At 67.2% G+C, this 22,179-nt stretch carries 18 protein-coding genes; 10 read left to right on the plus strand and 8 right to left on the minus strand.

From position 1 onward, the window contains the following. The 10 genes from pstS to GSQ76_RS03395 all read left to right on the plus strand — a co-directional run. Positions 1 to 724: phosphate ABC transporter substrate-binding protein PstS (gene pstS / locus GSQ76_RS03350; RefSeq protein WP_254070221.1), on the plus strand; the 724-nt coding region annotated here is incomplete at its 5' end. Positions 725 to 796: 72 nt separating this feature from the next. After that, positions 797 to 1,792: a phosphate ABC transporter permease subunit PstC gene (gene pstC, locus GSQ76_RS03355; protein ID WP_408836166.1), complete on the plus strand. Its 996-nt coding sequence runs from the start codon at positions 797 to 799 to the stop codon at positions 1,790 to 1,792. Between the two features lie 5 nt (positions 1,793 to 1,797). Further along, a complete protein-coding gene (gene pstA / locus GSQ76_RS03360; RefSeq protein ID WP_158742497.1) occupies positions 1,798 to 2,727 on the plus strand; it encodes a phosphate ABC transporter permease PstA in 930 nt (309 codons plus the stop codon). A 21-nt stretch (positions 2,728 to 2,748) separates the two neighbouring features. Then, complete coding sequence (gene pstB / locus GSQ76_RS03365) at positions 2,749 to 3,570, plus strand: phosphate ABC transporter ATP-binding protein PstB (protein ID WP_408836160.1); 822 nt, start codon at positions 2,749 to 2,751, stop codon at positions 3,568 to 3,570. Between the two features lie 11 nt (positions 3,571 to 3,581). Then, positions 3,582 to 4,304, plus strand: a complete 723-nt coding sequence (gene phoU, locus GSQ76_RS03370) for a phosphate signaling complex protein PhoU (protein ID WP_158742499.1) — start codon at positions 3,582 to 3,584, stop codon at positions 4,302 to 4,304. Between the two features lie 11 nt (positions 4,305 to 4,315). Beyond that, positions 4,316 to 5,032, plus strand: a complete 717-nt coding sequence (gene phoB / locus GSQ76_RS03375) for a phosphate regulon transcriptional regulator PhoB (protein WP_408836161.1) — start codon at positions 4,316 to 4,318, stop codon at positions 5,030 to 5,032. A gap of 199 nt (positions 5,033 to 5,231) precedes the next feature. Then, positions 5,232 to 5,684 (plus strand): (2Fe-2S)-binding protein, encoded by a 453-nt coding sequence (locus GSQ76_RS03380; RefSeq protein WP_158742500.1) that lies wholly within the window; start codon positions 5,232 to 5,234, stop codon positions 5,682 to 5,684. Positions 5,685 to 5,687: 3 nt separating this feature from the next. Beyond that, entirely contained in the window at positions 5,688 to 6,668 is a 981-nt protein-coding gene (locus GSQ76_RS03385) for a xanthine dehydrogenase family protein subunit M (protein ID WP_158742501.1), read from the plus strand. A gap of 11 nt (positions 6,669 to 6,679) precedes the next feature. Next, positions 6,680 to 8,881: a xanthine dehydrogenase family protein molybdopterin-binding subunit gene (locus GSQ76_RS03390; RefSeq protein WP_216850875.1), complete on the plus strand. Its 2,202-nt coding sequence runs from the start codon at positions 6,680 to 6,682 to the stop codon at positions 8,879 to 8,881. A gap of 61 nt (positions 8,882 to 8,942) precedes the next feature. Further along, positions 8,943 to 10,376 (plus strand): NAD-dependent succinate-semialdehyde dehydrogenase, encoded by a 1,434-nt coding sequence (locus GSQ76_RS03395; protein WP_158742503.1) that lies wholly within the window; start codon positions 8,943 to 8,945, stop codon positions 10,374 to 10,376. 58 nt (positions 10,377 to 10,434) lie between these two features. Here GSQ76_RS03395 and GSQ76_RS03400 read toward each other — a convergent pair whose 3' ends face one another. Genes GSQ76_RS03400 through gltX form a run of 8 tightly spaced genes read right to left on the minus strand, consistent with a single transcriptional unit; the run spans position 10,435 to position 22,136 of the window. Beyond that, positions 10,435 to 11,943 (minus strand): S41 family peptidase, encoded by a 1,509-nt coding sequence (locus GSQ76_RS03400; RefSeq protein ID WP_158742504.1) that lies wholly within the window; start codon positions 11,941 to 11,943, stop codon positions 10,435 to 10,437. Next, positions 11,940 to 14,114 carry a ribonuclease R gene (gene rnr / locus GSQ76_RS03405; protein WP_158742505.1) on the minus strand — a complete coding sequence of 725 codons (2,175 nt, stop codon included), beginning with the start codon at positions 14,112 to 14,114 and terminating at the stop codon, positions 11,940 to 11,942. The genes GSQ76_RS03400 and rnr overlap by 4 nt, the downstream gene beginning before the upstream one ends. A gap of 3 nt (positions 14,115 to 14,117) precedes the next feature. Continuing rightward, a complete protein-coding gene (gene topA, locus GSQ76_RS03410; protein ID WP_158742506.1) occupies positions 14,118 to 16,820 on the minus strand; it encodes a type I DNA topoisomerase in 2,703 nt (900 codons plus the stop codon). Between the two features lie 13 nt (positions 16,821 to 16,833). Further along, positions 16,834 to 17,946 carry a DNA-processing protein DprA gene (gene dprA, locus GSQ76_RS03415; RefSeq protein WP_158742507.1) on the minus strand — a complete coding sequence of 371 codons (1,113 nt, stop codon included), beginning with the start codon at positions 17,944 to 17,946 and terminating at the stop codon, positions 16,834 to 16,836. Next, positions 17,946 to 18,512 (minus strand): glycerol-3-phosphate 1-O-acyltransferase PlsY, encoded by a 567-nt coding sequence (gene plsY, locus GSQ76_RS03420; RefSeq protein ID WP_158742508.1) that lies wholly within the window; start codon positions 18,510 to 18,512, stop codon positions 17,946 to 17,948. The genes dprA and plsY overlap by 1 nt, the downstream gene beginning before the upstream one ends. A gap of 22 nt (positions 18,513 to 18,534) precedes the next feature. Then, on the minus strand, positions 18,535 to 19,809 hold the full coding sequence (locus GSQ76_RS03425; protein ID WP_158742509.1) for a dihydroorotase family protein: 1,275 nt from the start codon (positions 19,807 to 19,809) through the stop codon (positions 18,535 to 18,537). A 12-nt stretch (positions 19,810 to 19,821) separates the two neighbouring features. Then, positions 19,822 to 20,757 carry an aspartate carbamoyltransferase catalytic subunit gene (locus tag GSQ76_RS03430; RefSeq protein WP_158742510.1) on the minus strand — a complete coding sequence of 312 codons (936 nt, stop codon included), beginning with the start codon at positions 20,755 to 20,757 and terminating at the stop codon, positions 19,822 to 19,824. Next, complete coding sequence (gene gltX, locus GSQ76_RS03435) at positions 20,754 to 22,136, minus strand: glutamate--tRNA ligase (protein WP_158742511.1); 1,383 nt, start codon at positions 22,134 to 22,136, stop codon at positions 20,754 to 20,756. The genes GSQ76_RS03430 and gltX overlap by 4 nt, the downstream gene beginning before the upstream one ends. Between the last annotated feature and the right edge of the window lie 43 nt (positions 22,137 to 22,179).

Below are 22,179 nucleotides of genomic sequence, written 5' to 3' on the forward strand. Positions count from 1 at the left end.
GAACATTCCCGGTATGAAGACCGACGAGCTGAAGCTCAGCGGTGAGATCCTGGCCGACATCTATGCCGGCAAGATCGTCAAGTGGAACGACCCCAAGCTGGTCGAGATGAACCACGGCGTGAGCCTGCCGAACCTGGCCATCGCCCCGGTCTACCGTGCCGAGGCGTCGGGCACGTCCTACGTGTTCACTTCCTACCTCTCCGCGGTCAGCCCGTCCTGGAAGACCGACGTTGGTGCCAACACCAGCGTGAAGTGGCCGGCAGGCGCCGGCGCCAAGGGCAATGACGGCGTGGCCGCAACGGTCGGCCACACCCGCGGCGGCATCGGCTATGTCGAGAACGCCTATGCCACGCAGAACCACCTGACCACGGCGCAGCTTCGCAATAAGGCCGGCAACTTCGTCAAGCCGACCATCGACTCCTACAAGGCGGCCGCGGCTGCTGGCGACTGGACCGGTGCGTCGAACTTCGCCGTCAGCCTGATCGACCTGAGCGGCGCGAACGTTTGGCCGATCGTGTCCCCGACCTTCATCCTGCTGCCGAAGGACCCGAAGGACGCGGCCCGTAGCGCCAACGTCATGAAGTTCTTCGACTGGACGTACAAGAGCGGTGGCACGATCGCGTCCCAGCTCGACTACATCCCGCTGCCGGCCAACGTGCAGGATACCGTGCGCGCTGCCTGGAAGAAGGACGTGATGGCCGGTGGCCAAGCCGTCTACAAGTAAGCCGATCCCGACTGCAGGGGCGGCCGCCATCCTGGTGGCCGCCCCAACGAGTCCAGCCCCAGTACGGACGGCATAGTGTCACATTCCCTGTCTGCGACGCCGCAAACACAACCACCCGCACAGCCTGCGCAGCGCCATGGCACGTCCAGCGGCGCGTTTGGCGACAAGGTCTTCGCCGGGTTCGCTCGCGGCTCGGGAATCCTGGTCCTGGCTCTGCTGGGCGCCATCATCGTCATGCTGTTCGTCGGTGGGCTGAAGGCCTTCAGCACATTCGGCCTCGGCTTCCTGACCGATGCTGACTGGGATCCGGTGCAGGAGATCTACGGCGCTGCGGTCCCGATCTACGGCACGCTGGTCACGGCTGTGTTGGCGCTGATCGTCTCGGTGCCGCTCGCTTTCGGCATTGCGTTCTTTCTGACGGAGATGGCGCCCAATTGGATGCGCCGCCCGATCGGGACTGCGATCGAGCTGCTGGCCGCAGTGCCTTCCATCATCTTCGGCATGTGGGGCTTCTTCGTGATCGTGCCGTTCATGGCCGAGACGGTTCAGCCCTGGATGATCGATACGTTGGGCGATGTGCCCGGCCTCGGCGTGCTGTTCTCCGGCGCGCCGTTCGGCACCGGCATCCTCACGGCGGCCCTGATCCTGGCGGTCATGATCATCCCATTCATCGCCGCCACCATGCGCGACGTCTTCCTCACCGTCCCGCCGATGTTCAAGGAATCGGCTTACGGGATCGGCTGCACGCGGTGGGAGGTGATGCGGTCGATCGTGCTGCCCTACACCCGCAGTTCCGTCGTTGGCGGGATCATGCTGGGGCTGGGGCGGGCCTTGGGGGAGACGATGGCGGTGACGTTCGTCATCGGCAACACCAACCGGATCTCCGCCTCGCTGTTCGCGCCGGGCAACACCATCGCCTCCCTGGTGGCGCTGGAGTTTCCAGAGGCACCAGCTGGCAGCCTGAAGCTATCCTCGCTGCTGGCGCTCGGGTTCATCCTGTTCGTCATCTCCTTCATCGTGCTGGCCATATCGCGGCTCCTGCTGCGTCCGCGCGCAGTCAAGGCCTGACCGTCATGAGCGCAACCTTGACCTCCGGCGCGTCGACCATCCCGGGCCCCGGCCGGGACCACGCATTGGGCGCCCGCCTGGCCCGGCGGCGGCGCATGGCAGACCGTCTCGTCGTCGTGCTGTGCATCGGTGCCACGGCGATCGGGCTGCTGCTGCTGGCCTCCATCCTGTTCACGCTGCTGGTTCGCGGGCTGGGCGGGTTGTCGCTGGGCGTCCTTTACAAGAACACCGCGCCCGCGGGCTCCAATGGCGGGCTGGCCAATGCCATCGTCGGCAGCCTGCTGCAAACCGTCGTCGGTACCGCCATCGGCACGCCGATCGGGCTGATGGTTGGCACCTACCTCGCCGAATATTCACGCGGCTCGGCGCTGGGCAATGCGGTGCGCTTCGTGTCGGACGTGCTGCTGTCCGCACCGTCTATCTTGATCGGCCTGTTCATCTACACGCTGCTTGTGCTGCCGGTTGGCGGGTATTCGGGCATCGCCGGGTGCATCGCGCTGGCGGTGATCGTGATCCCGATCGTGGTCCGCACGACGGAGGACATGCTGCGGCTGGTGCCCGTCTCGCTGCGCGAAGCAGCGATCGCGCTGGGTGCGCCGAAATGGAAGTCGATCGTGTTGGTTTGCTATCCGGCGGCCCGCGACGGCATCGTCACGGGCCTGTTGCTGGCCATTGCCCGGATCGCCGGCGAAACAGCACCGCTGCTGTTCACCAGCCTGGGCAATTTGAACGCGACGGTGGATTTCAAGCACCCGGCGACGATCATCACGGCGTTTGGCCAGGCCATGTCCAGCCTTCCGGTAACCATCTACCAATATGCCGGGTCGGCCTATCAGGATCTGGTGGACCTCTCCTGGGTTGCGGCGCTGCTGATTACGTTCGGCGTGCTGGCCCTTAATATCGTGGCGCGGGTTGCCCTGCGCCGCCGCAGCTAGATCGCGGGATCGAGAATGGACATGAGCATGACCGAGAACGCCACGGCCGGATCGCGCAGCAACGCCCCGGCGACGGCCGCCACCACCGAAGCCCCGCGCATCGCCATCAGCGGGCTCGATTTCTACTACGGCACCAACAAGGCGCTGAAATCCGTGTCGGTCGAATTTCCGGACCGCAAGGTCACGGGCATGATCGGCCCGTCCGGCTGCGGCAAGTCGACGCTGTTGCGCGTGCTGAACCGCATGTATGACCTGTATCCCGGCCAGCGCGCCGAGGGCAAAGTGATGATGGATGGCGACAACATCATCGACCCCGGCATGGATCTGAACGTGCTGCGCAGCCGGGTCGGCATGGTGTTCCAGAAGCCGACGCCGTTCCCGATGTCGATCTACGACAACATCGCCTTCGGCGTGAAATTGCACGAGCGGCTGAGCAAGGCGCAGATGAACGAGCGGGTCGAATGGTCGCTGACCCGCGCTGCCCTGTGGCCGGAGGTGAAGGACCGCCTGAGCGCCTCCGCCGCCGGGTTGTCTGGCGGGCAACAGCAGCGCCTGTGTATCGCCCGCACCATCGCCACCCGGCCGGAGGTGATCCTGCTGGACGAGCCGACCTCCGCCCTGGACCCGATCAGCACGCTGCGGGTGGAGGAGTTGATCGACGAGTTGAAGCGCGATTTCACCATCGTCATCGTCACCCACAACATGCAGCAGGCCGCGCGCTGCGCCGACCAGGTGGCGTTCTTCTACCTGGGCGAGTTGGTGGAGGTGGCGCCGGCCGCGCAGATGTTCACCGCGCCGAAGCAGAAGCGCACCCAGGAATACATCACCGGCCGGTTCGGCTGAGGGAGCAGGAAATGGCCGATTTGCAGCCAGAACACATCGTCCGGTCATACGCGCAGGAACTTGCAGCCCTGCGTGACCGGATGACCCAGATGGGCGGCTTGGTCGAGGCGCAGGTCGCCGCCGCCGCCGCCGCTGTCGTCCAACAGGATAGCGACGCCGCCACCCGCGCCGTGGAACAGGACCCGGCCGTCGATGCGCTGGAGCGAGAGGTCGAGGGCCAGGTGATCCGCATGCTGGCCCTACGTCAGCCCATGGCGCAGGACCTCCGGCAGATCGTGGCGTCGCTGAAGATCACGGCCGGCCTGGAACGGATCGGCGACTACGCCGCCAACGTGGCCAAGCGGTCCATCGTGCTGGCGCAGTTCTCCCTGCCGTTCAGCCTGTCCGGTATCGCGCACATGCTGCGGCTGGTGCAGGAAAACCTGAAGCTGGTGGTGGACGCGATCGGCGAGAACGATGTGGAGAAGGCCACGCAGGTCTGGCGCTCGGACCAGGCGGTGGACGATATCTACAACGCCATCTTCCGCGAGCTGGTTACCTACATGATGGAAGACCCGCGCAACATCACGCCCTGCACGCACCTGCTGTTCATCGCCAAGAACCTGGAGCGGATCGGCGACCACGCGACCAACATTGCCGAGACCGTCTATTACGCGGTGACCGGCGACAGCCTGCCAGAGGCGCGGCCCAAAGGTGATTCCTCCGCCTACGCTGTCGTTCGCGCGCGCGGGTAGGGAACATGGTCATGGCAGAACTGATGTCGAACCAGACCAAGCCGCTGGTCCTGGTGGTGGAAGATGAGGCCGCCCTGGCCACCATGCTGCGCTACAACCTGGAAAAGCAGGGGTTCCGCGTCGACGAGGCTGGCGACGGGCAGGAGGCGCTGACCCGCATTTCCGAGGCCAAGCCTGATCTGGTGCTGCTGGACTGGATGCTGCCAGTGATGAGCGGGATCGAGGTCTGCCGCCAGATCCGCCGCCGCCCCATCACCCGTGATCTCCCAGTGATCATGGTGACGGCCCGGACCGAGGATGGGGACGCGGTGCGTGGCTTGAACACGGGCGCCGACGACTACATCACAAAGCCGTTCAACATGGACGCGCTGCTGGCCCGTATGCGCGCTTTGCTCCGCCGCTCCGGCGGGGTGTCGGCGAAAGGGATGCTGGAGTTCCACGACATCGTCATGGATCTGTCGGCCCACCGGGTGCAACGCAACAGCCGGCCGATCCATCTGGGCCCGACCGAGTTCCGCCTGCTGGAATTCCTGATGCAGCATCCGCGCCGCGTGTTCTCGCGCGAGGAATTGCTCGACGCGGTATGGGGGCCCGATATCCATGTCGAGCCCCGCACGGTGGACGTGCATATCCGCCGCCTGCGCAAGTCGATCAACGGGCCGGACGAGTTGGACCTGGTACGCACCGTCCGTGCCGCTGGCTACGCGCTGGATTCGGAGACGATCTAGCCCCGTTCTCAAATCCCCCTGCCGAACGATCTCTTGGCCACGACCTGCGTTGTGGCGTTGGTGTGGGGAGAATGGGGATGGGTGAATTTCCGGTTACACGGCGTAGCGTGCTCGGCGGGACGGCTGCTGGGCTTGCGCTACCCTATCTGCACCCGGCGCAAGCGCAACCCGTCCCGCCGCACCGCCGGCCAATGTAGACGTGGTGCTGCAGGTGAACGGCCAGCGCGTGTCGCTGTCCCTCGAACCGCGCACCTCATTGCTGGACGCGCTGCGTGAATACGCCGGGCTGACGGGCACCAAGAAGGGTTGCGACCGCGGGTCTTGCGGGGCATGCACGGTCCATATCGACGGGCGCCGGGTCGTCTCGTGCCTCACGTTGGCGGCGCGCGCGCAGGGCAAGGCGGTTACCACGATCGAGGGGCTGGCCAGTGGCGACGACCTGCATCCGATGCAGGCTGCCTTCCTGCATCACGACGCTTATCAATGCGGCTACTGTACGCCCGGGCAGATCATGTCCGCCGTGGCGCTGGTGCAGGAGGGGCATGCCGGCAGCGACGCCGAAATCCGCGAGAACATGAGCGGCAACATCTGTCGCTGCGGCGCTTACGCGAACATCGTCGGCGCCATCCGCGACGCCGCCGGGAGGGCCTGAGCCATGGAGGGCTTCACCCTGGCCCAGCCTCGTTCGTTGGACGACGCGCTGGCCGCCGGTCCGCAGGCGGGTGCCAAATACATCGCCGGCGGCACCGACCTGATGCAGCTGGCCAAGGACAATGTCGAAACCCCGCATCACCTGATCGACATCGAAGGGTTGCTGCCCGACACGATTTCCACGGCGACGGATGGCTCGCTGCAACTCGGCGCGTTGGCGCGGATGGTGGAGGTGGCGACCCACGCCGATGTGCGGAGTTCTTGGCCGGCGCTGAGTGAAGCGCTGCTGCTATCCGCCTCGCCACAGATCCGCAACATGGGCACGGTCGGCGGCAACCTGCTGCAGCGGACCCGCTGCGGCTATTTCCGCGACGTCGGGTTCAGTTGCAACAAGCGGAGCCCCGGCTCCGGCTGCCCGGCGATCCCGGGTGAGAGCCGCGGGCTGGGCGTGTTGGGGGTGAGCGACCACTGCATCGCCACGCATCCCTCCGACATGCCGGTGGCGCTGATGGCGATGGACGCCTCGTTGCAGCTGGTGTCGCCCGGGGGTGGCACGCGGCTGGTGCCGTTCGCCGAGTTCTATCGCCTGCCCGGCAGCACGCCCGAGATCGAGACCAACCTGCTGCCCGGCGAGTTGATCGTCGCCGTCGTCGTGCCACGCAGCGCATCCGCCCGACGGTCTCGCTACGTGAAAGTGCGGGATCGCGCGTCGTTCGAGTTCGCCGTCGTGTCCGCTGCCGTGGCTCTGGAGGTCACAGATGGCACGGTGCGGAATGTTCGGATCGCCATGGGCGGTGTCGCACCGCGACCGTGGCGACTGTCGCAAGTGGAGGCCGCTTTGCAGGGCCGCCCAGCGACGCCCGAGAGCTTTCAGGAGGCAGCGTCACTGGCCGGAGAGGGAGCGGTCACCACCAAGGACAATGCTTTCAAGGTGAAGCTGATGGAACGCGCGATACTGCGCGGTCTGCAACTGGCGTCGGCATAGGGGCGATGGGCATGATTACAGGACAGCCGATCGATCGTCGCGACGGTCGCCAGAAGGTGACGGGCGCTGCAACCTACGCCGCCGAATTCGCCATTCCCGCCACGGTGCATGCGGTGCTGGTGCAAAGCACGATCGCCGCCGGGCAGATCGCCGGGTTCGATCTGGCGGTGGCGCAAGGTATGCCCGGCGTGCTCGCTATCATCACACCAGACAATGCGCCGAAACTGTCCACTAAGGGCGGTGTGCCGCAGGCCATCACCCAGCCGGCGCTTCAGGACTTGGAAGTCATCTATAACGGCCAGCACGTCGCCATCGTCGTGGCGGAAACGCTGGAGCGTGCGCAGGCCGCGGCGGCCGCGGTGAAGCTGCGCTACACCGAAGGCGAGGCGCAGACGACGATGGAGGGCGCGCTCGACCAAGCCTACGTACCAAAGAATTTCCGCAACGGCCAGCGCAAGCCCGACAGCAGCCGCGGAGACCCCGCGGGCAGTTTCGCCGCCGCCCCCGTTCGGATCCGGGCCACCTACACCACGCCGAACGAACACCATAACCCGATGGAGCCGCACGCCACAATTGCGGCCTGGGATGGCGACCGGCTGACGGTGTGGACTTCCACCCAAGGTATCAGCGGGGCGCAAGCCACGCTGGCCGGGATGTTCGGGATCGAAAAGGCGAATGTGCGCGTGATCTGCCCGTTCGTCGGTGGCGGTTTCGGTTCCAAGGGCAGCACCTGGCCGCCGGCTACACTGGCGGCGATGGCAGCGCGCGTGGTGAAGCGGCCGGTCAAGCTGGTGCTGTCACGGGCGCAGATGTTCACCTCCAACGGATTCCGCCCGATGACGGTGCAGAAGATCGCCATCGGCGTAGCCAATGACGGCACCCTGCTCTCGGTCCGGCATGACGGCATCAGCCAGATGTCGATGCCGAAACTGGGGGAGTTCGTGGAGCCGGTCGCGCTGGCGACGGAGATGCTCTACGCGTGCCCGAACCTGGCGGTGACGCATCGCCTGGTGGGCGTGAACCAGGGCCTGCCCACTTACATGCGCGCACCCGGCGAGGCGCCCGGGGTGTTCGCCATCGAGTCGGCAATGGACGAGGTGGCGGTCGCGCTGAAGATGGATCCGATCGTCCTCCGCCTGAAGAACTACGCCGAGACCGACCCGCACGAGAACCTGCCCTTTTCTTCCAAGCGCCTGCGTGAATGCTACGAGCAGGGGGCCGCGGAGTTCGGTTGGGCCCGCCGCACGCTGGAACCGCGATCCATGCGGGACGGCGATTGGCTAGTCGGAATGGGCATGGCGACCTCGACCTATCCAACCAATCAGAGCCCGGCCAGTGCGCGGATACGGCTGATGGCGAATGGCAACGTGGTGGTGCAGTCCGGCACGCAGGATTTGGGCACCGGCACCTACACCGTCATGGCGCAACTCGCCGCCGACGAGTTCGGTCTGCCGATCGAGCGTGTGCGGGTGGAACTGGGCGACAGCCGCCTGCCGAGCGCCCCCGTTTCCGGCGGCTCGCAGACGGTGGCGAGCGTCGGGTCGGCTGTGTTGGCCGCGTGCAAGCTGGCGCGGGACCATGCCATCGCGATGGCGATCTCGGATGCCGGGGATCGCTGGGCAGGCGCCAAACCTGCCGATTTTCACTTGGAAAACGGCGCTGTGGTGGGGCCGCCGGGCCGGATGACGCTGGGCGAGATGATGGCCCGGCGCAACGTCGAATCCGTCGATGTGCAGGGCGACGCCAAGCCGCCGGGCAAGGACGACAAAACCCACTCGTTGCACGCCTTCGGGGCGCAGTTTGCTGAGGTTCGGGTCGATTCACTCACCGGGGAAATCCGGGTTTCGCGGCTGGTCGGTGTGTTCGATGGCGGCCGGGTGTTGAATGCCAAAACGGCGCACAGCCAACTGATCGGCGGCATGACCTTCGGTGTCGGCATGGCGCTGCTGGAGGAGACGCTGGTGGACGAAGCCACCGGCCGCATCGTCAACGCCAACATCAGTGAGTACGTGGTGCCGGTGAACGCCGACATCCCCGTCATCACCGCCAAACTGCTGGAGGCGGATGATCGCGTGGCCAATCCGGTCGGGGCAAAAGGGCTGGGCGAGTTGCCGATGGTCGGCATGGCCGCTGCCATCGCCAACGCGGTGTTCCATGCAACCGGTATCCGCGTGCGCGATCTGCCGATTCGGTTGGATGACATGCTGGCCTAGCGGTTGCGTTGCCGGGTAGGGGGCGTATCGTCCCGCGCAAATGCGACAAGAGGGACATGCCATGTATGCCGACACCCAACTCCTGATCGATAACGTCTGGGGCCCCGCGCAATCTGGTAAAACGCTGCCCGTGCTGAACCCGGCCACCGGCGAGACGATCGGCACCGTTGCCCATGCCGAGAAGGCCGATCTGGACCGCGCACTCGCCGCCGCGCAAAAGGGCTTCAACGTCTGGAAGCGCATGTCTTCGGTCGAGCGGTCGAAGATCATGCGCAAGGCCGCCGACCTGCTGCGCGAGCGTTTGGACCACATCGCCACGATCATGGTGATGGAGCAGGGCAAGCCGCTGGTCGAAGCCAAGGGCGAGACATCGCTGGCGCCAGAGAACATCGAGTGGATGGCCGAGGAAGGCCGCCGCGCCTATGGCCGCGTCATCCCGGCCCGCATTCCCGGCGTCTATCAGATGTCCCTGCGCGAGCCGGTGGGCGTTGTTGCAGCCTTCACGCCGTGGAACTTCCCGATCAACCAGGCGGTGAAGAAGATGGCTGCGGCGCTCGCTGCCGGCTGCTCCATCATCGTGAAGGGGCCGGAGGAGACACCCGGCAGCGTTGCCGAGTTGGTGCGCGCCTTCGTGGATGCCGGCGTGCCGCCTGGCACGGTTGGCCTGGTCTACGGGATCCCGGCGGAAATCAGTTCCTACCTCATTCCGCACCCGATCGTCCGCAAGATCAGCTTCACTGGGTCGACGGCGGTGGGCAAGCAACTGGCGGCGATGGCCGGTGAGCACATGAAGCGTGTGACGATGGAGCTGGGCGGACACGCACCGGCGATCATCTTCGACGACGCGAACCTCGAAGTGGCGACCAAGGTGCTGGCCGCCAACAAGTTCCGCAACGCCGGCCAGGTCTGCATCGCGCCGACCCGGATCCTGGTGCAGGAGAAGGTATACGACGATTTCGTCGAGCGTTTCACCGCGGCGGCAAAGGCCGTGAAGGTCGGCAATGGACTGGAGCAGGGCACCACGATGGGGCCGCTAGCCAATGACCGCCGGGTGCAGGCTATGGAGGGCTTCATCGCCGACGCGATCCAGCACGGTGGCGAAGTTCGCACCGGTGGCGCGCGCATCGGCAACGTCGGCAATTTCTTCCAGCCGACGGTGATGACCGGCGTGCCGACCGATGCCCGCGTGATGAACGAGGAGCCGTTCGGCCCGCTGGCAGTGATGAGCTCGTTCCGCGACATCGACGAAGCGGTGAGCGAGGCCAACCGGCTCGCCTATGGTCTGGCGTCGTATGCCTACACCAGCAACTCCACCACAGCGACGCGGATCGCGGCCGAGGTCGAGTCGGGCATGATGTCGATCAACCATCATGGCCTGGCCCTGCCGGAAACGCCGTTCGGCGGCGTGAAGGACAGCGGCTATGGCTCCGAAGGCGGGGTCGAGGGCTTGGAGGCCTACCTGTCCACGAAGTTCGTGAGCCAGGCGGCCATCTAACCACCACGCATCGCGGCAAGAACAGCGCCCTTCCCCGGCAACGGGAGGAGGGCGTTTTTTATGGCGCGGCGACGAGCTTGCTGAGCGCGGTTTGGTAGGCGCTCGGGTGGTCCAGCAGGTAGCCTGCGGCATCCAGATCACTATCCCGGCCCTCGGCAGCCGGGCAGGCGTTGCGTAGTTCCACCACCTGCGCCACCGGCAGCGGGGCGCGGGCTGCGTTGTGCCGGGCCAGGGCAGGCGCCAGGCTCTGTTGGCCCTTCAACAAATCGGCCAATTGGGCGTTCACTGAATCGTTGCCGAGACTGGTGCAGACCTGCGGCATGATGCCCAGCCCCTGCAACGGCCAGCCACCCGGCGCCAGCACGCGGCTCCATGTGACGAACAACTCGCCACCATCGGGCAGTGGCGAGATGGTCTGGACCAAGCCCTTGCCGAGCGTGGCGCTGCCGACGATGACGGCCCGGCCGTTATCGGCCAGTGCAGCGGCCATGATTTCCGCCGCGCTCGCCGTGCGGCCGTCGACCAGCACGATCATTGGGCGGCCCTGGGCGCCGTCGCCATTGGTGCCGCCGGGCCAGACGTGGCTGCTTTGCGGATTACGGCCGGCGGTGGTGGTCACCAGCCCGTCGGTCATCACCTGGTCGGTCACCGATACGGCCTGCCGCAGCAATCCGCCGCGATTGCCACGCAGATCGATGATGATGCCGCGCACCTTGTGCCCGGCAAACGCTGCCTCCAGCGCGGCGGCGAACTGGTCATCCGTGTCGACGCTGAACCCGGTGATGTGGATCAGTACCACGTCGTCCAGCCGCTCAGCCGTGACGGTCTGCGGCGGCACCAGCGCGCGCTCGATCTCTGCCTGCTGCGGCCGGCCGCGACCACGCCAAACCAGGCGCACCGTCGTGCCCTCCGGTCCGGCGATCAGCGCCTCGATCGCGGCAGCAGCCTCACCGCGGATAGGGCGGCCATCGACGCTGAGGATGCGGTCGCCCGGGCGCAACCCCGCATCGTCGGCCGGGCTGCTGGGCACGACGGTGCTGACGACCATACCCGCCCGGGTACGGGCCAGGGCCAGGCCTAGGCCCGCCTGCCCGGATCGCCGGTCCCGCTCGGTATCCGCGGCGCCGGGCGGGACGTAGCGGGAATAGGGATCGAGGTGATTGAATAGCTCGTCGAAGAAAGAACGGACGATGCCCTGCGTTCCGCCTTGGCGGATCGGGTCGGACGCTGCATAGGCCGCCGCCGCCATGTTGGCCGCCAGATTGCCCCAGCCGGTTGCGTCATCGCCGTCCGGCAACGGCGCGCTGAAGATCGGCTTGCCCGATTGCAGCAGCCGCATCTCCTTTTCCCGAACCTCCGGCACCAGCGTCGGGTCGACCGTGGTCAGCCCACGTAGACCCCAAACCGTCAGTTGCGGCATGCCCTCCGGCTCCAGCGTCCGCGGCGTGATGAACGCGAGGGCGGTCCCGAAGACAGAGGCCGTCATCGGTTGCGCGAAGGCTTCAGCCGCGTGCGATACCCCGGGTATGACCCAGAGCAGCACGGCCAGGAACAGAGCCCGGCTCAACGGGAGCGGGTTCTTGTCTTCGATGCCTTGGGCCGGGCGCCCTCGATTGCGACCAAGCCGAAAATCAGCCCGCCAGTCACTGGGGTCGCCTCGACGAGACGAACATCGATGGGTTGTGCCAAGTGGAAGGACAATCGGGTCCGTCGGCCGGTCAACGATTTCGTCGCTTCATCATGCATCCAGAAATCGTCGGGCAGTGCGGACAATGGCACCAGCCCACTAGCGCCCGTTGCCGATAAAGTGACGAACAAGCCGAACCGTGTCACCCCCGAGATGCGGGCGGCGAACTGCGCACCGGTCTTGTCTGCCATGTAGGCGGCAAGATACCGGTCGATCGCCTCACGTTCGGCCAGCGCGGCGCGGCGTTCGGTGGCGGTGATGTGGTCGGCCGTGTCCTCGAACTTGGTCGCCTCGACATCCGTCAGCCCATCCGGGCCGGCGTCCAGGCCGCGGATCAGCGCGCGATGCACGCACAGGTCGGCGTAACGGCGAATCGGGCTGGTGAAGTGGGCGTAGCGCGGCAAAGCAAGGCCGAAATGGCCGATATTCTCTGGCGAATACTGCGCCTGGCTTTGCGACCGTAGCACGACCTCGTTCACCAGAGGGGCGACGTCCGTGCCCTCCACCTGCTTCAGCACCGCATCCAGGTCGCGCGGGTGGATCTGGCCCTGCGGCGGCAGCGTCACGCTCATCCCATGCAGGAAGGTGCGCAACGCCTCCAGCTTCTCGACGGATGGCGGGGCGTGAACGCGATACATGCAGGGCAGCCGCAGTTTCTCCAGCGCCTCGGCAGCGGCGACGTTGGCCAGCACCATGAACTCTTCGATCAGGCGGTGACTGTCGAGTCGGGGGCGTGGCGTGATCGCCAATACCTGTCCCTTATCGTCCAGGGTAACTTTTCGTTCCGGCAGATCCAAATCCAGCGTGCCGCGCGCCTGCCGCGCCGTCAGCAACGCGCGAAACGCGGCGTAGAGCGGCGGGATCGGCAGGCCGAGGTCGTCGCCACCGTCATGGGCCTGCTGAACCTGCTCATACGTCAGCCGGGCGGCGGAGCGCATGAGCCCGCGCCCGAAGCGATGCGCGGTCTTCGTCCCCGCGGAATCGACCTTCATCTCGACGAACAGGCAGCCGCGTTCTTCGTTCGGGCGCAGGCTGCACCAACCGTTGGACAGCGCCTCCGGCAGCATCGGCACCACGCGGTCCGAGAAATACACGCTGTTGCCGCGTTCCCAGCCGGTGCGGTCCAGGGGGGAGCCGGAAGGTACGTAATGCGCGACGTCGGCGATGGCGACGATCAGCCGGTGACCGTCCCCATCCGCTTCGGCGAACACGGCGTCATCGAAATCGCGCGCATCCTCGCCATCGATGGTGACCAGTGGGATGGCGCGCAAATCCTCCCGCCCGCCCAACTGCACCGGCCCCGCGGCCTCCGCCTGTTCGATGGCGGCAGGGGGGAAGACGTCCGGAATTTCATGCGTATAGATGCAGATGAGGCTGACGGAGCGGGCGTCGCCCATCCGCCCCAAACGCTCCACCACCCGGGCGGACTTTAGCCCGTAGGTGCGGCTGGGCAGCGGCGAGGCAAGAACGATCTCGCCATCCTCCGCACCCTCCATATCGTCGGGTGCAACCTGCCATTCGGCCTTCTGCCGCCGGTCGGTGGGTTGGATGCGGCCGCCGCCGGCATGGGCGTGGAATACCCCCAGCACCCGGCCCGGCGCGTCCGTCAAGCGCTTGAGGGTGCGGCCCTCGTATTTGTTGCCGCTGATCAGGCGCAGCCGGGCCAGCACACGCTCGCCGGGTGCCAGCGCCGGGGAGTCGCGCCGTTCGGGCACCATCAGCACCATCGGCGGCGGGCCGTCGCCATCCCAGGCGACCGGGCGAGCGATGGCGTCGCCATCGAGGTCGGTCCCGGTGATCTGCACGATGGTCGCGTCCGGCAGGCGGCCCGGCGGGGTGAAGCGGCGATGACCGGCCGGGGCGATCACGCCCTCACCCGCCAGATCCTTGAGCAAGGTGCGGAGCGCAATGCGGTGCTCCGGCCCCAAGTGGAAGGCACGCTCCACCTCCCGCTTGCCGACCCGGCCGGTAGCGTTGCGGATGAAGTCGCGAACCGCTTCACGCGACGGCAGGGCAGGGGGCGGCGCGCCCTCCTTGCGCCGTCTTGCCAATTCTCAGCTCGCCTTGCGGACCTGAACGGCGGGCTTAGCGGCGGCTGGCTTCTTGACGGTCGCTTTCTTCGCCGTGGGTTTTTTCGCTGCCGGCTTCTTGGCCGGTGCCTTTTTCACGGGTGCCTTCTTCACGGCGGCGGGTTTCGCCTCGGCAGTGGCCTTCGGGGCGGCCTTGCGCGCGGCGGGCTTCTTGGCGCCGGGCTTGGCCTTCAGCGGCTTGCCCTTCTCCGCCAGCAGCGTCACCGCCTGCTCCAGCGTGATCTCCTCCATGGTGACGCCACGCGGCAGGTTGGCGACCATGTTGCCGCCCTGTACGTAGGGGCCGAACCGCCCCTTCTTCACCATCACCGGCTCCCCCGTCGTCGGATGGGCGCCCATCGACCGGATGCTCTCCAGCTTCTTCTGTAGGGCGTCGACGGCGCGGTTCAGGCCGATCGACAGCACGTCGTCGTCCTTATCCAGCGAGGCGAAGATCGAGCCCATCTTCACATACGGGCCGAACCGCCCGATCCCCGCCTCCATCCGCTCCCCTGTGGTTGGGTGGGCGCCGATTTCGCGGGGCAGGGATAGCAGGCCCAGCGCCTGGTCCAGCGTGATGGTGTCGCCTTCCATCCCTTTCGGCAGAGAGGTACGGCGCGGCCTCGCCTTCTTGTCCGCCGGGTCGGGCGCGCCTTGCTGCACATACAGCCCGTACGGGCCGCGGCGAACCGTGACGTCTTCGCCCGTATCCGGGTGGTGGCCCAGCTCACGCATCCCCTCCTTCAGCGTGCCGCCATCCTCGCCTTCGACCGCCAGGCGGCGGGTGTATTGGCAGGTCGGATAGTTGGCGCAGCCGATGAACGAGCCGTGACGACCCAGCTTCAGCCCCAGCCGCCCAGTGTGGCAGGCCGGGCAGACCCGCGGGTCGGTGCCGTCTTCCTTGGCGGGGAAAAAATGCTCGCCCAGATCCTGGTCCAGCGCGTCGATGACGTCGGAGATCTTCAGCTCGCGCGTCTGCTCCACCGCGTTGGAGAAGTCGTGCCAGAACATCTCCATCACTTTGCGCCAGTCCAGCCGGCCGTCGGACACGTCGTCCAACTGCTCCTCCAGCCCGGCGGTGAACCCGGTGTCGACGTAGCGCTGGAAGAACGACGTCAGGAACGCCGTCACCAGCCGTCCGCGATCCTCCGGCACGAAGCGCCGATTCTCCATCCGCACGTAATTCCGGTCGCGCAGCACCGATAGGATGGACGCGTAGGTGGACGGGCGGCCGATGCCCAGTTCCTCCATGCGTTTCACCAGGCTGGCCTCGGAGAAACGGGGCGGCGGCTGGGTGAAATGCTGCTCCGCATTCACCTTGTCGCGGCGCAGCGGGTCCCGCTCGTTCATCGGCGGCAGCATGCGCGATTCGTCGCGGCTATCACCCTCGGGCGCCTCGTCCGTGGCCTCCCGATACAGCTTCAGGAACCCGTCGAACGCCACGATCGAGCCGTTGGCCCGCATATGCGTCCCACCGGATGCGATGTCGACCGCCACCTGGTCCAGTTCGGCCGACTGCATCTGGCTGGCGACGGCACGCTTCCAGATCAGTTCGTAGACCCGGCGCTGCTCGTCATTCAGGTAGCGCGCGACCTCGGCCGGGGTGCGGGCGACGTCGGTCGGGCGGATCGCCTCATGCGCTTCTTGGGCGTTCTTGGCCTTGGTGCTGTATTCGCGGGGCGCGCCGGGCAGATAGTCACGGCCGTATGCCTCGGCCACATGATCGCGAATGGCGCTGATGGCTTCCTTGGCCATCTGCACACCGTCCGTCCGCATGTAGGAGATCAGGCCGACGGTATCGCCGCCGATATCCACACCTTCATACAGTTGCTGCGCCACCCGCATCGCTGCCTGCGCGCCTAGCCCTAGCTTACGGCTGGCATCCATCTGGAAGCTGGAGGTCGTGAAGGGCGGCTGCGGATGCCGCTTGACCCGGCGGCGCTCGACTGACGCGACGGAGAACTGCCCCGCTTCGACCGCCTGCTTCGCAGCCTCTGCCTTCGCGGCATTGTTCAGGTCGAATTGTTCGAGCTTCTTGCCATCCAGCGCCGTCAGCCGGGCGGTGAACGGGGCGCCGGCGGGCGTGGTGAAATGGGCCTCGACCGTCCAATACTCGCGCGCCCGGAATGCCTCGATCTCGGCTTCCCGCTCGCACACCAGGCGCAGGGCCACGGATTGGACGCGCCCGGCAGACCGGCTGCCCGGCAGCTTGCGCCACAACACGGGGGACAGGGTAAAGCCGACCAGGTAGTCCAACGCGCGCCGGGCCATGTAGGCCTCGATCAGCGGGGTATCCAGGTCGCGCGGATGCGCCATCGCGGTCTGGATGGCGGTCTTGGTGATCTCGTTGAAGGTGATGCGCTGGACGTCCACGCCCTTCAGCGCGTTCTTCTCCTCCAGCATGGCGCGGACGTGCCATGAAATCGCCTCGCCCTCCCGATCCGGGTCGGTGGCCAGCCACAGGCGATCGGCCCCCTTCAGCGCTTTCGCGATGGCGGTGATCTGCCGGTTGCCGCGCTCATCCGCGGCCCAGTCCATGGCGAACCCTTCCTCCGGCCGGACGGATCCGTCCTTCGGTGGCAGGTCCCGCACGTGGCCGAAGCTCGCGAGCACGGTAAATTTGTCGCCGAGGTACTTATTGATAGTCTTTGCCTTGGCGGGCGATTCAACGACGACGACGTCGGTCATGTGATCCTTGGCTTCAAGCAATGAGCGCAACACGATGGCCTGGCAAGGATTCCACTACCCCGTCCAGCTCCAACACCAACAGCACGGCCATCACAGTGGATGCCGACAACTGGCAGCGCCGTATCAGATCGTCAACGGGCGTCGGCTCCGGCCCCAGTAATCGGATGATCGCAGCCCTCGCTTCCGGCCCGTTTTCCGGTTCGGCCGGGGCGGCATATGGGGGTGCCGTCTCCTCAAACCCAAGGGGCAAGCGCGGCGAAGCGATCGCCTCCCAGTCGGGCAGCGCCTCCACGACGTCGGAGGCCTGGCCTACGAGCACGGCGCCGTTGCGGATCAAGTCATTGGAACCATGACATCTTGGGTCCAAAGGGGAGCCGGGGACGGCCATCACCAGGCGGTTCGCATCCAGCGCCAATTGCGCCGTGATCAGGCTGCCGGAATGGCGCGCCGCCTCCACCACCACCACGCCAAGCGACAGCCCGGCGATGATGCGATTTCGCCGCGGAAAATGCCGGCTCTGCGGTGCCGTGCCCAGCGGCGCCTCCGCTATCACGACGCCGTGTTCGGCGATCCGGGACTGCAATGCGGTGTTTTCCGCCGGGTAAGGCACGTCCAACCCGCCGGCAATGGCGGCGACGGTGGTCCCGGTGTGCAGCGCGCCGATATGCGCCGCAGTATCGATCCCCCGCGCCAGACCGGACACGACGAGCATGCCGTGGCTGGCCAGGTCGGCGGCCAACGCCTCCGCCATGCGTTGCCCGTTCGCGGAGGCGTTGCGGGCGCCCACCAGGCCCACGGCACGGCGGGTGAGAAGCGCCGGGTCGCCAAATATGGAGATGGCGGGCGGCGCATCTTCCAGCGTGGCAAGCAGCGGTGGGTAATCCAGATCCCCCAGAACCAACATTCGCCCGCCCAATTTGGCCAGCCGGGCGAGTTCGGCCTCGATCACCGACGCGCCGGTGACGCTGGGTGGCATCTGGCGGCCGCCGGCGCGGGCGAGCTCGGGCAAGCCATCGATGGCGGCGACGGCGGTGGTGAAGCGGGAGAGCAGGCGGCGGAAGGTGAGCGGGCCGATGCCCGAAGTGCGCGCCAGGCGAATTCGGGCCAGGCGCTCCGCCGGGCTCACTATTGACCGATCCGCGGCTCGGTGCCGGCGCGCAGGCGGGCAATGTTGCTGCGATGCCGCCAAACGATCCAGACGGCGATGATCGGCACCGGCCAGGGGTAAGGCACGATGGTGAGCGCGACGAACGGGCTCGCCGCGCAGGCCAGCAGCGCCGAGAGCGAGGAGATGCGGGACAGCACCGCCGTCAGTAACCAGATGGCAGCCACGGCCACGCCGACTGGCCAGGCGATGCCCAACAGCGCGCCCAATCCGGTCGCGACGCCCTTGCCGCCCTCGAATCGCAGCCATGGTGTCAACGTATGGCCCAACACAGCCGCCAGCCCGGCCAATGCGCCCGGGGCGCCCAGATGGTCGGCGATCAGCACGGCCGCGGTGCCCTTCAGCACGTCCAATAGAACGGTGGCCGCCGCCAGGTCCTTGCGGCCGGTGCGTAGCACGTTGGTGGCGCCGATACTGCCCGAGCCGATGCGGCGAATATCGCCCAGCCCGGCGTATCGGGTCAGCAGCAGGCCGAACGGGATCGACCCCAGCAGGAAGCCGATGGCGAGGGCGATCGCCGTGTTCACGGATACAGGGACCCCGGCATGCTCAACCGAACACCCGCCGGCCAGCCTTCCACGTGCCGACCACCCGGCCCTCCAGCGCGCGCCCGTCGAACGGGGTGTTGCGCGCCTTGCCGGGCAGGGTGTTGGCCTCGACCCGCCAAGCCCGCTCCGGGTCGAACAGGCACAGATCGGCTGGCTCGCCCTTGGTCAGCCGCCCCGCCGCACTGCCCAGCAGCGCCGCCGGGCGGGAGGTGAGCAGCGCGATGGCCGCCCCCAATGCCAGTCCGGAGCCGTGCACCTGTGCCAGCGTCACCGCCAGCAGGGTCGCCAGCCCGGCGCCTCCAGCGGAGGCCTGGGCGAAGGGGAAGCGCTTATCGTCGGCATCGCGCGGCTGATGGTCGGAGGCGACGGCATCCACCGTGCCATCGCGCAGCGCCGCTGCAACGGCAAGACGATCGCTATCGGTGCGCAGCGGCGGGGAGAGCTTCGCGTAAGTGCGGAATTCCCCGATCGCCGTCTCGTTCAGATCGAAATAGGGCGGGGCGGTGTCGCAACTGACATTCAGGCCCTCGTCCTTCGCACGGCGGATCAGTTCAAGTGCCGAGGCGGTCGAGACATGGGCGAAATGCACCGAACCGCCGGTCAGCCGCACCAGGCTGATGTCGCGGGCGACCAGGATCTCCTCTGCCGCGGCGGGAATGCCAGGCAGGCCCAAACGAGTGGCCAATTCGCCTTCGGTGGCGGCGCCGCCTGCTGCCAGCGAGGGGTCTTCCGGGTGTTGGATGATGCGGAAGCCGAAACCATGCGCATAGGACAGGGCGCGCCGCATCATCCGCGTGCTGGCGATGGCGTGCTGGCCATCGGTGAATGCGACGGCGCCGGCCTCGCCCAGCAGGCCGATCTCCGCCAATTCCTCACCCCGGCAGCCGCGGGTGACGGCGCCGTAGGGCAGGATGGTGAGGCTGCCGGTTTCCTCACCGCGCGCGCGCAGCAGGCGCACGAGGGCCGGGTCGTCAATGGCAGGTGCGCTGTCGGGCAGGGCGGCCAGCGTCGTAATGCCGCCCGCAGCCGCAGCCTGGGCCGCGGAGGCAATGGTCTCGCGATACTCGAAACCCGGCTCGCCGAGTGCGGCGCGCATGTCGACCAGGCCGGGGCACAGCACGGCGCCGTCGCCCTCGATGACCTCCGCGCCGTCCGGGCGGCCGAGGTTGGCGCCGTAATCCGCGAGCAGCCCATCACGGATCAGCAGGCCGCCCACGACATCCACCCCGCATGAGGGGTCGAGCAGGCGGACATTGGTGATCAGGGTATCGGTCATTGGGCCAGCGCCTCAAACATTGCGCCGTGCCCGTCGCGACAGCGTATCCAGCACCGCCATACGCACGGCGACGCCCATTTCCACTTGCTCCCGAATCAACGAGCGCGCCGGGTCATCGGCTACGGCGCTGTCGATCTCAACCCCGCGGTTCATCGGGCCGGGGTGCATCACCAGCGCGTCCGGCGCGGCCTTTGCCAGCCGGGCGGCGTCCAGACCGAAGAAGCGGAAATACTCGCGGGCGGAGGGGACGAGGCCACCATTCATCCGCTCCTTCTGCAGGCGCAGCATCATGACGATGTCGGCGCCGGCCAGCCCCTCATCCATGGTGTGGAATACTTCGACGCCCAGCCGTGCTGCCTCCGCCGGGATCAGCGTCGGCGGCCCGACCACGCGGACCCGGCTGCCCATCGTGGTCAGCAGATGGATGTTCGACCGCGCCACGCGGGAGTGCAGGATGTCGCCGCAGATAGCGACCGTCAGCCCCTGCAACCGGCCACGGCGACGACGGATCGTCAGTGCGTCCAGCAGTGCCTGGGTCGGGTGTTCGTGCAGCCCGTCCCCGGCGTTGATCACCGCCGCATCCACCTTCTGCGCCAGCAGCAATGGCGCGCCGGACTGGTCGTGCCGCACCACCAGCAGGTCGCACTGCATGGCGTTCAGCGTGCCCGCGGTGTCCAGCAGCGTCTCCCCCTTGTTCACCGAGGAGGAGGAGACCGACATGTTGATCACGTCCGCCCCCAGCCGCTTGCCGGCCAGTTCGAAGCTGGTGCGGGTGCGGGTGCTGTCCTCGAAGAACAGGTTGATCAGGGTGCGGCCGCGCAGCAGGTCCCGCTGGGTTTTGCCGGACCGGTTCAGCAACACATAGCTTTCGGCCAGGTCGAGCAGATTGGCGATCTGGGGCGGGTGCAGCCCCTCGATCGCCAGAAGATGGCGGCTGGGGAGGTTCATGCGGCGGCGGCCAGCAGGCGGGCAACCGCTTCGTCCCGGCCTAGCGCGGCGAGCGTGACGTCGATCCCCGGGCTGGTCGTCGTCCCCGTCAGCGCCGCGCGTAGCGGCTGGGCGACCTGGCCGAGCTTGCGGCCCGACCGCTCGGCATAGGCGCGGATCGCCGCGTCCAGCGCCGGGGCGGAGAAATCGGTGGCAGCCAGGTCGTTGGCGACGTCGCGCAGCATCGTCTTGGCCTCCTGTGTCAGCAGCGCGGTGGCTTTGGCGTCCATCTCCAGCGGCATGGTGCGGGCGAGGAAGGCCGTGTTGTCGGCCAGTTCGACCAACGTCTTCGCGCGCTCCTTCAGCCCGGGCATCAGCATGCGGATGCGGTCGGCGACCGGTTCGGCGTTCAGGGCCCGTGCAGTCAGGCGGGCAACAACGTCCGCCGTCAGCCGGTCGTCATCCGCCTCGCGCAGCCAGACGCCGTTTAGGTTGTCGAGCTTCTTGTAGTCCATCCGGCCCGGCGACTTGCCCACGCCTTCCAGCGTGAACAGCTTGATCGCCTCGTCCCGGCCCAGGATCTCGGCATCGCCGTGCGCCCAGCCGAGCCGTAGCAGGTAGTTGCACATCGTCTCCGGCAGATACCCGGCGTCCCGGAAATCGGTGACGGAGGCAGCGCCGTGCCGCTTCGACAGCTTCGCGCCGTCCGGGCCATGGATCATGGGCACGTGGGCGAAGGTCGGTACGTCCCAGCCATTGGCCAGAAACACCTGGATCTGGCGGAAGGTGTTGGTCATGTGGTCGTCGCCGCGGATGACGTCGGTGATGGCCATGTCATGGTCGTCCACCACCACGGCGTGCTGGTAGGTCGGCGTGCCGTCGCTGCGCAGGATGATCATGTCGTCCAACTCGCTATTGGCGACTGTGACGGTGCCCTGCACCCGGTCTTGCACCGTCGTCTCCCCCTCGCGGGGCGCACGCAGGCGGATCGCGTAGGGCGTATCCGGCCCGTCGGTGCGGTCGCGCCAAGGGCTGTCGAAACGGAGCGGCTTGCCGGCGGCCCGGGCGGCGTCGCGCGCGGCCGCTATCTCCTCCTGCGTGGCCCAGCAGCGGTAAGCGTGCCCCGTGTCCAGCATCGACCGCGCCACCTCGGCATGGCGCGCGGCGCGGGTGGATTGGTAGATTTCCGGCTCGTCCCGCTCCAGCCCCAGCCAGTTCAGGCTGTCCAGGATGGCCTGGGTGTTCGCCTCGGTGGAGCGGGCGCGGTCGGTGTCTTCGATCCGCAGCAGGAACTGCCCGCCGAGGTGGCGGGAGAACAAATAGTTAAACAAGGCCGTTCGGGCGCCGCCAATATGCAGCAACCCGGTGGGCGAGGGGGCAAATCGTGTGCGGACGGTCATGTCCCATGGCCCATAGCACGCGGGAATGTTCCCTGGGGAGGGC

The organism is Acidisphaera sp. L21, assembly GCF_009765685.1.
Lineage (GTDB): Bacteria > Pseudomonadota > Alphaproteobacteria > Acetobacterales > Acetobacteraceae > LMUY01.

What these genes read in the sequence shown, in the direction of transcription:
- pstA (WP_158742497.1), top strand. Translation starts at nt 1,798, where the DNA reads ATGAGCGCAACCTTGACCTCCGGCGCGTCGACCATCCCGGGCCCCGGC.
- pstB (WP_408836160.1), top strand. Translation starts at nt 2,749, where the DNA reads ATGAGCATGACCGAGAACGCCACGGCCGGATCGCGCAGCAACGCCCCG.
- phoU (WP_158742499.1), top strand. Translation starts at nt 3,582, where the DNA reads ATGGCCGATTTGCAGCCAGAACACATCGTCCGGTCATACGCGCAGGAA.
- phoB (WP_408836161.1), top strand. Translation starts at nt 4,316, where the DNA reads ATGGCAGAACTGATGTCGAACCAGACCAAGCCGCTGGTCCTGGTGGTG.
- GSQ76_RS03385 (WP_158742501.1), top strand. Translation starts at nt 5,688, where the DNA reads ATGGAGGGCTTCACCCTGGCCCAGCCTCGTTCGTTGGACGACGCGCTG.
- GSQ76_RS03390 (WP_216850875.1), top strand. Translation starts at nt 6,680, where the DNA reads ATGATTACAGGACAGCCGATCGATCGTCGCGACGGTCGCCAGAAGGTG.
- GSQ76_RS03395 (WP_158742503.1), top strand. Translation starts at nt 8,943, where the DNA reads ATGTATGCCGACACCCAACTCCTGATCGATAACGTCTGGGGCCCCGCG.
- topA (WP_158742506.1), bottom strand. Translation starts at nt 16,820, where the DNA reads ATGACCGACGTCGTCGTCGTTGAATCGCCCGCCAAGGCAAAGACTATC.
- GSQ76_RS03425 (WP_158742509.1), bottom strand. Translation starts at nt 19,809, where the DNA reads ATGACCGATACCCTGATCACCAATGTCCGCCTGCTCGACCCCTCATGC.
- GSQ76_RS03430 (WP_158742510.1), bottom strand. Translation starts at nt 20,757, where the DNA reads ATGAACCTCCCCAGCCGCCATCTTCTGGCGATCGAGGGGCTGCACCCG.
- gltX (WP_158742511.1), bottom strand. Translation starts at nt 22,136, where the DNA reads ATGACCGTCCGCACACGATTTGCCCCCTCGCCCACCGGGTTGCTGCAT.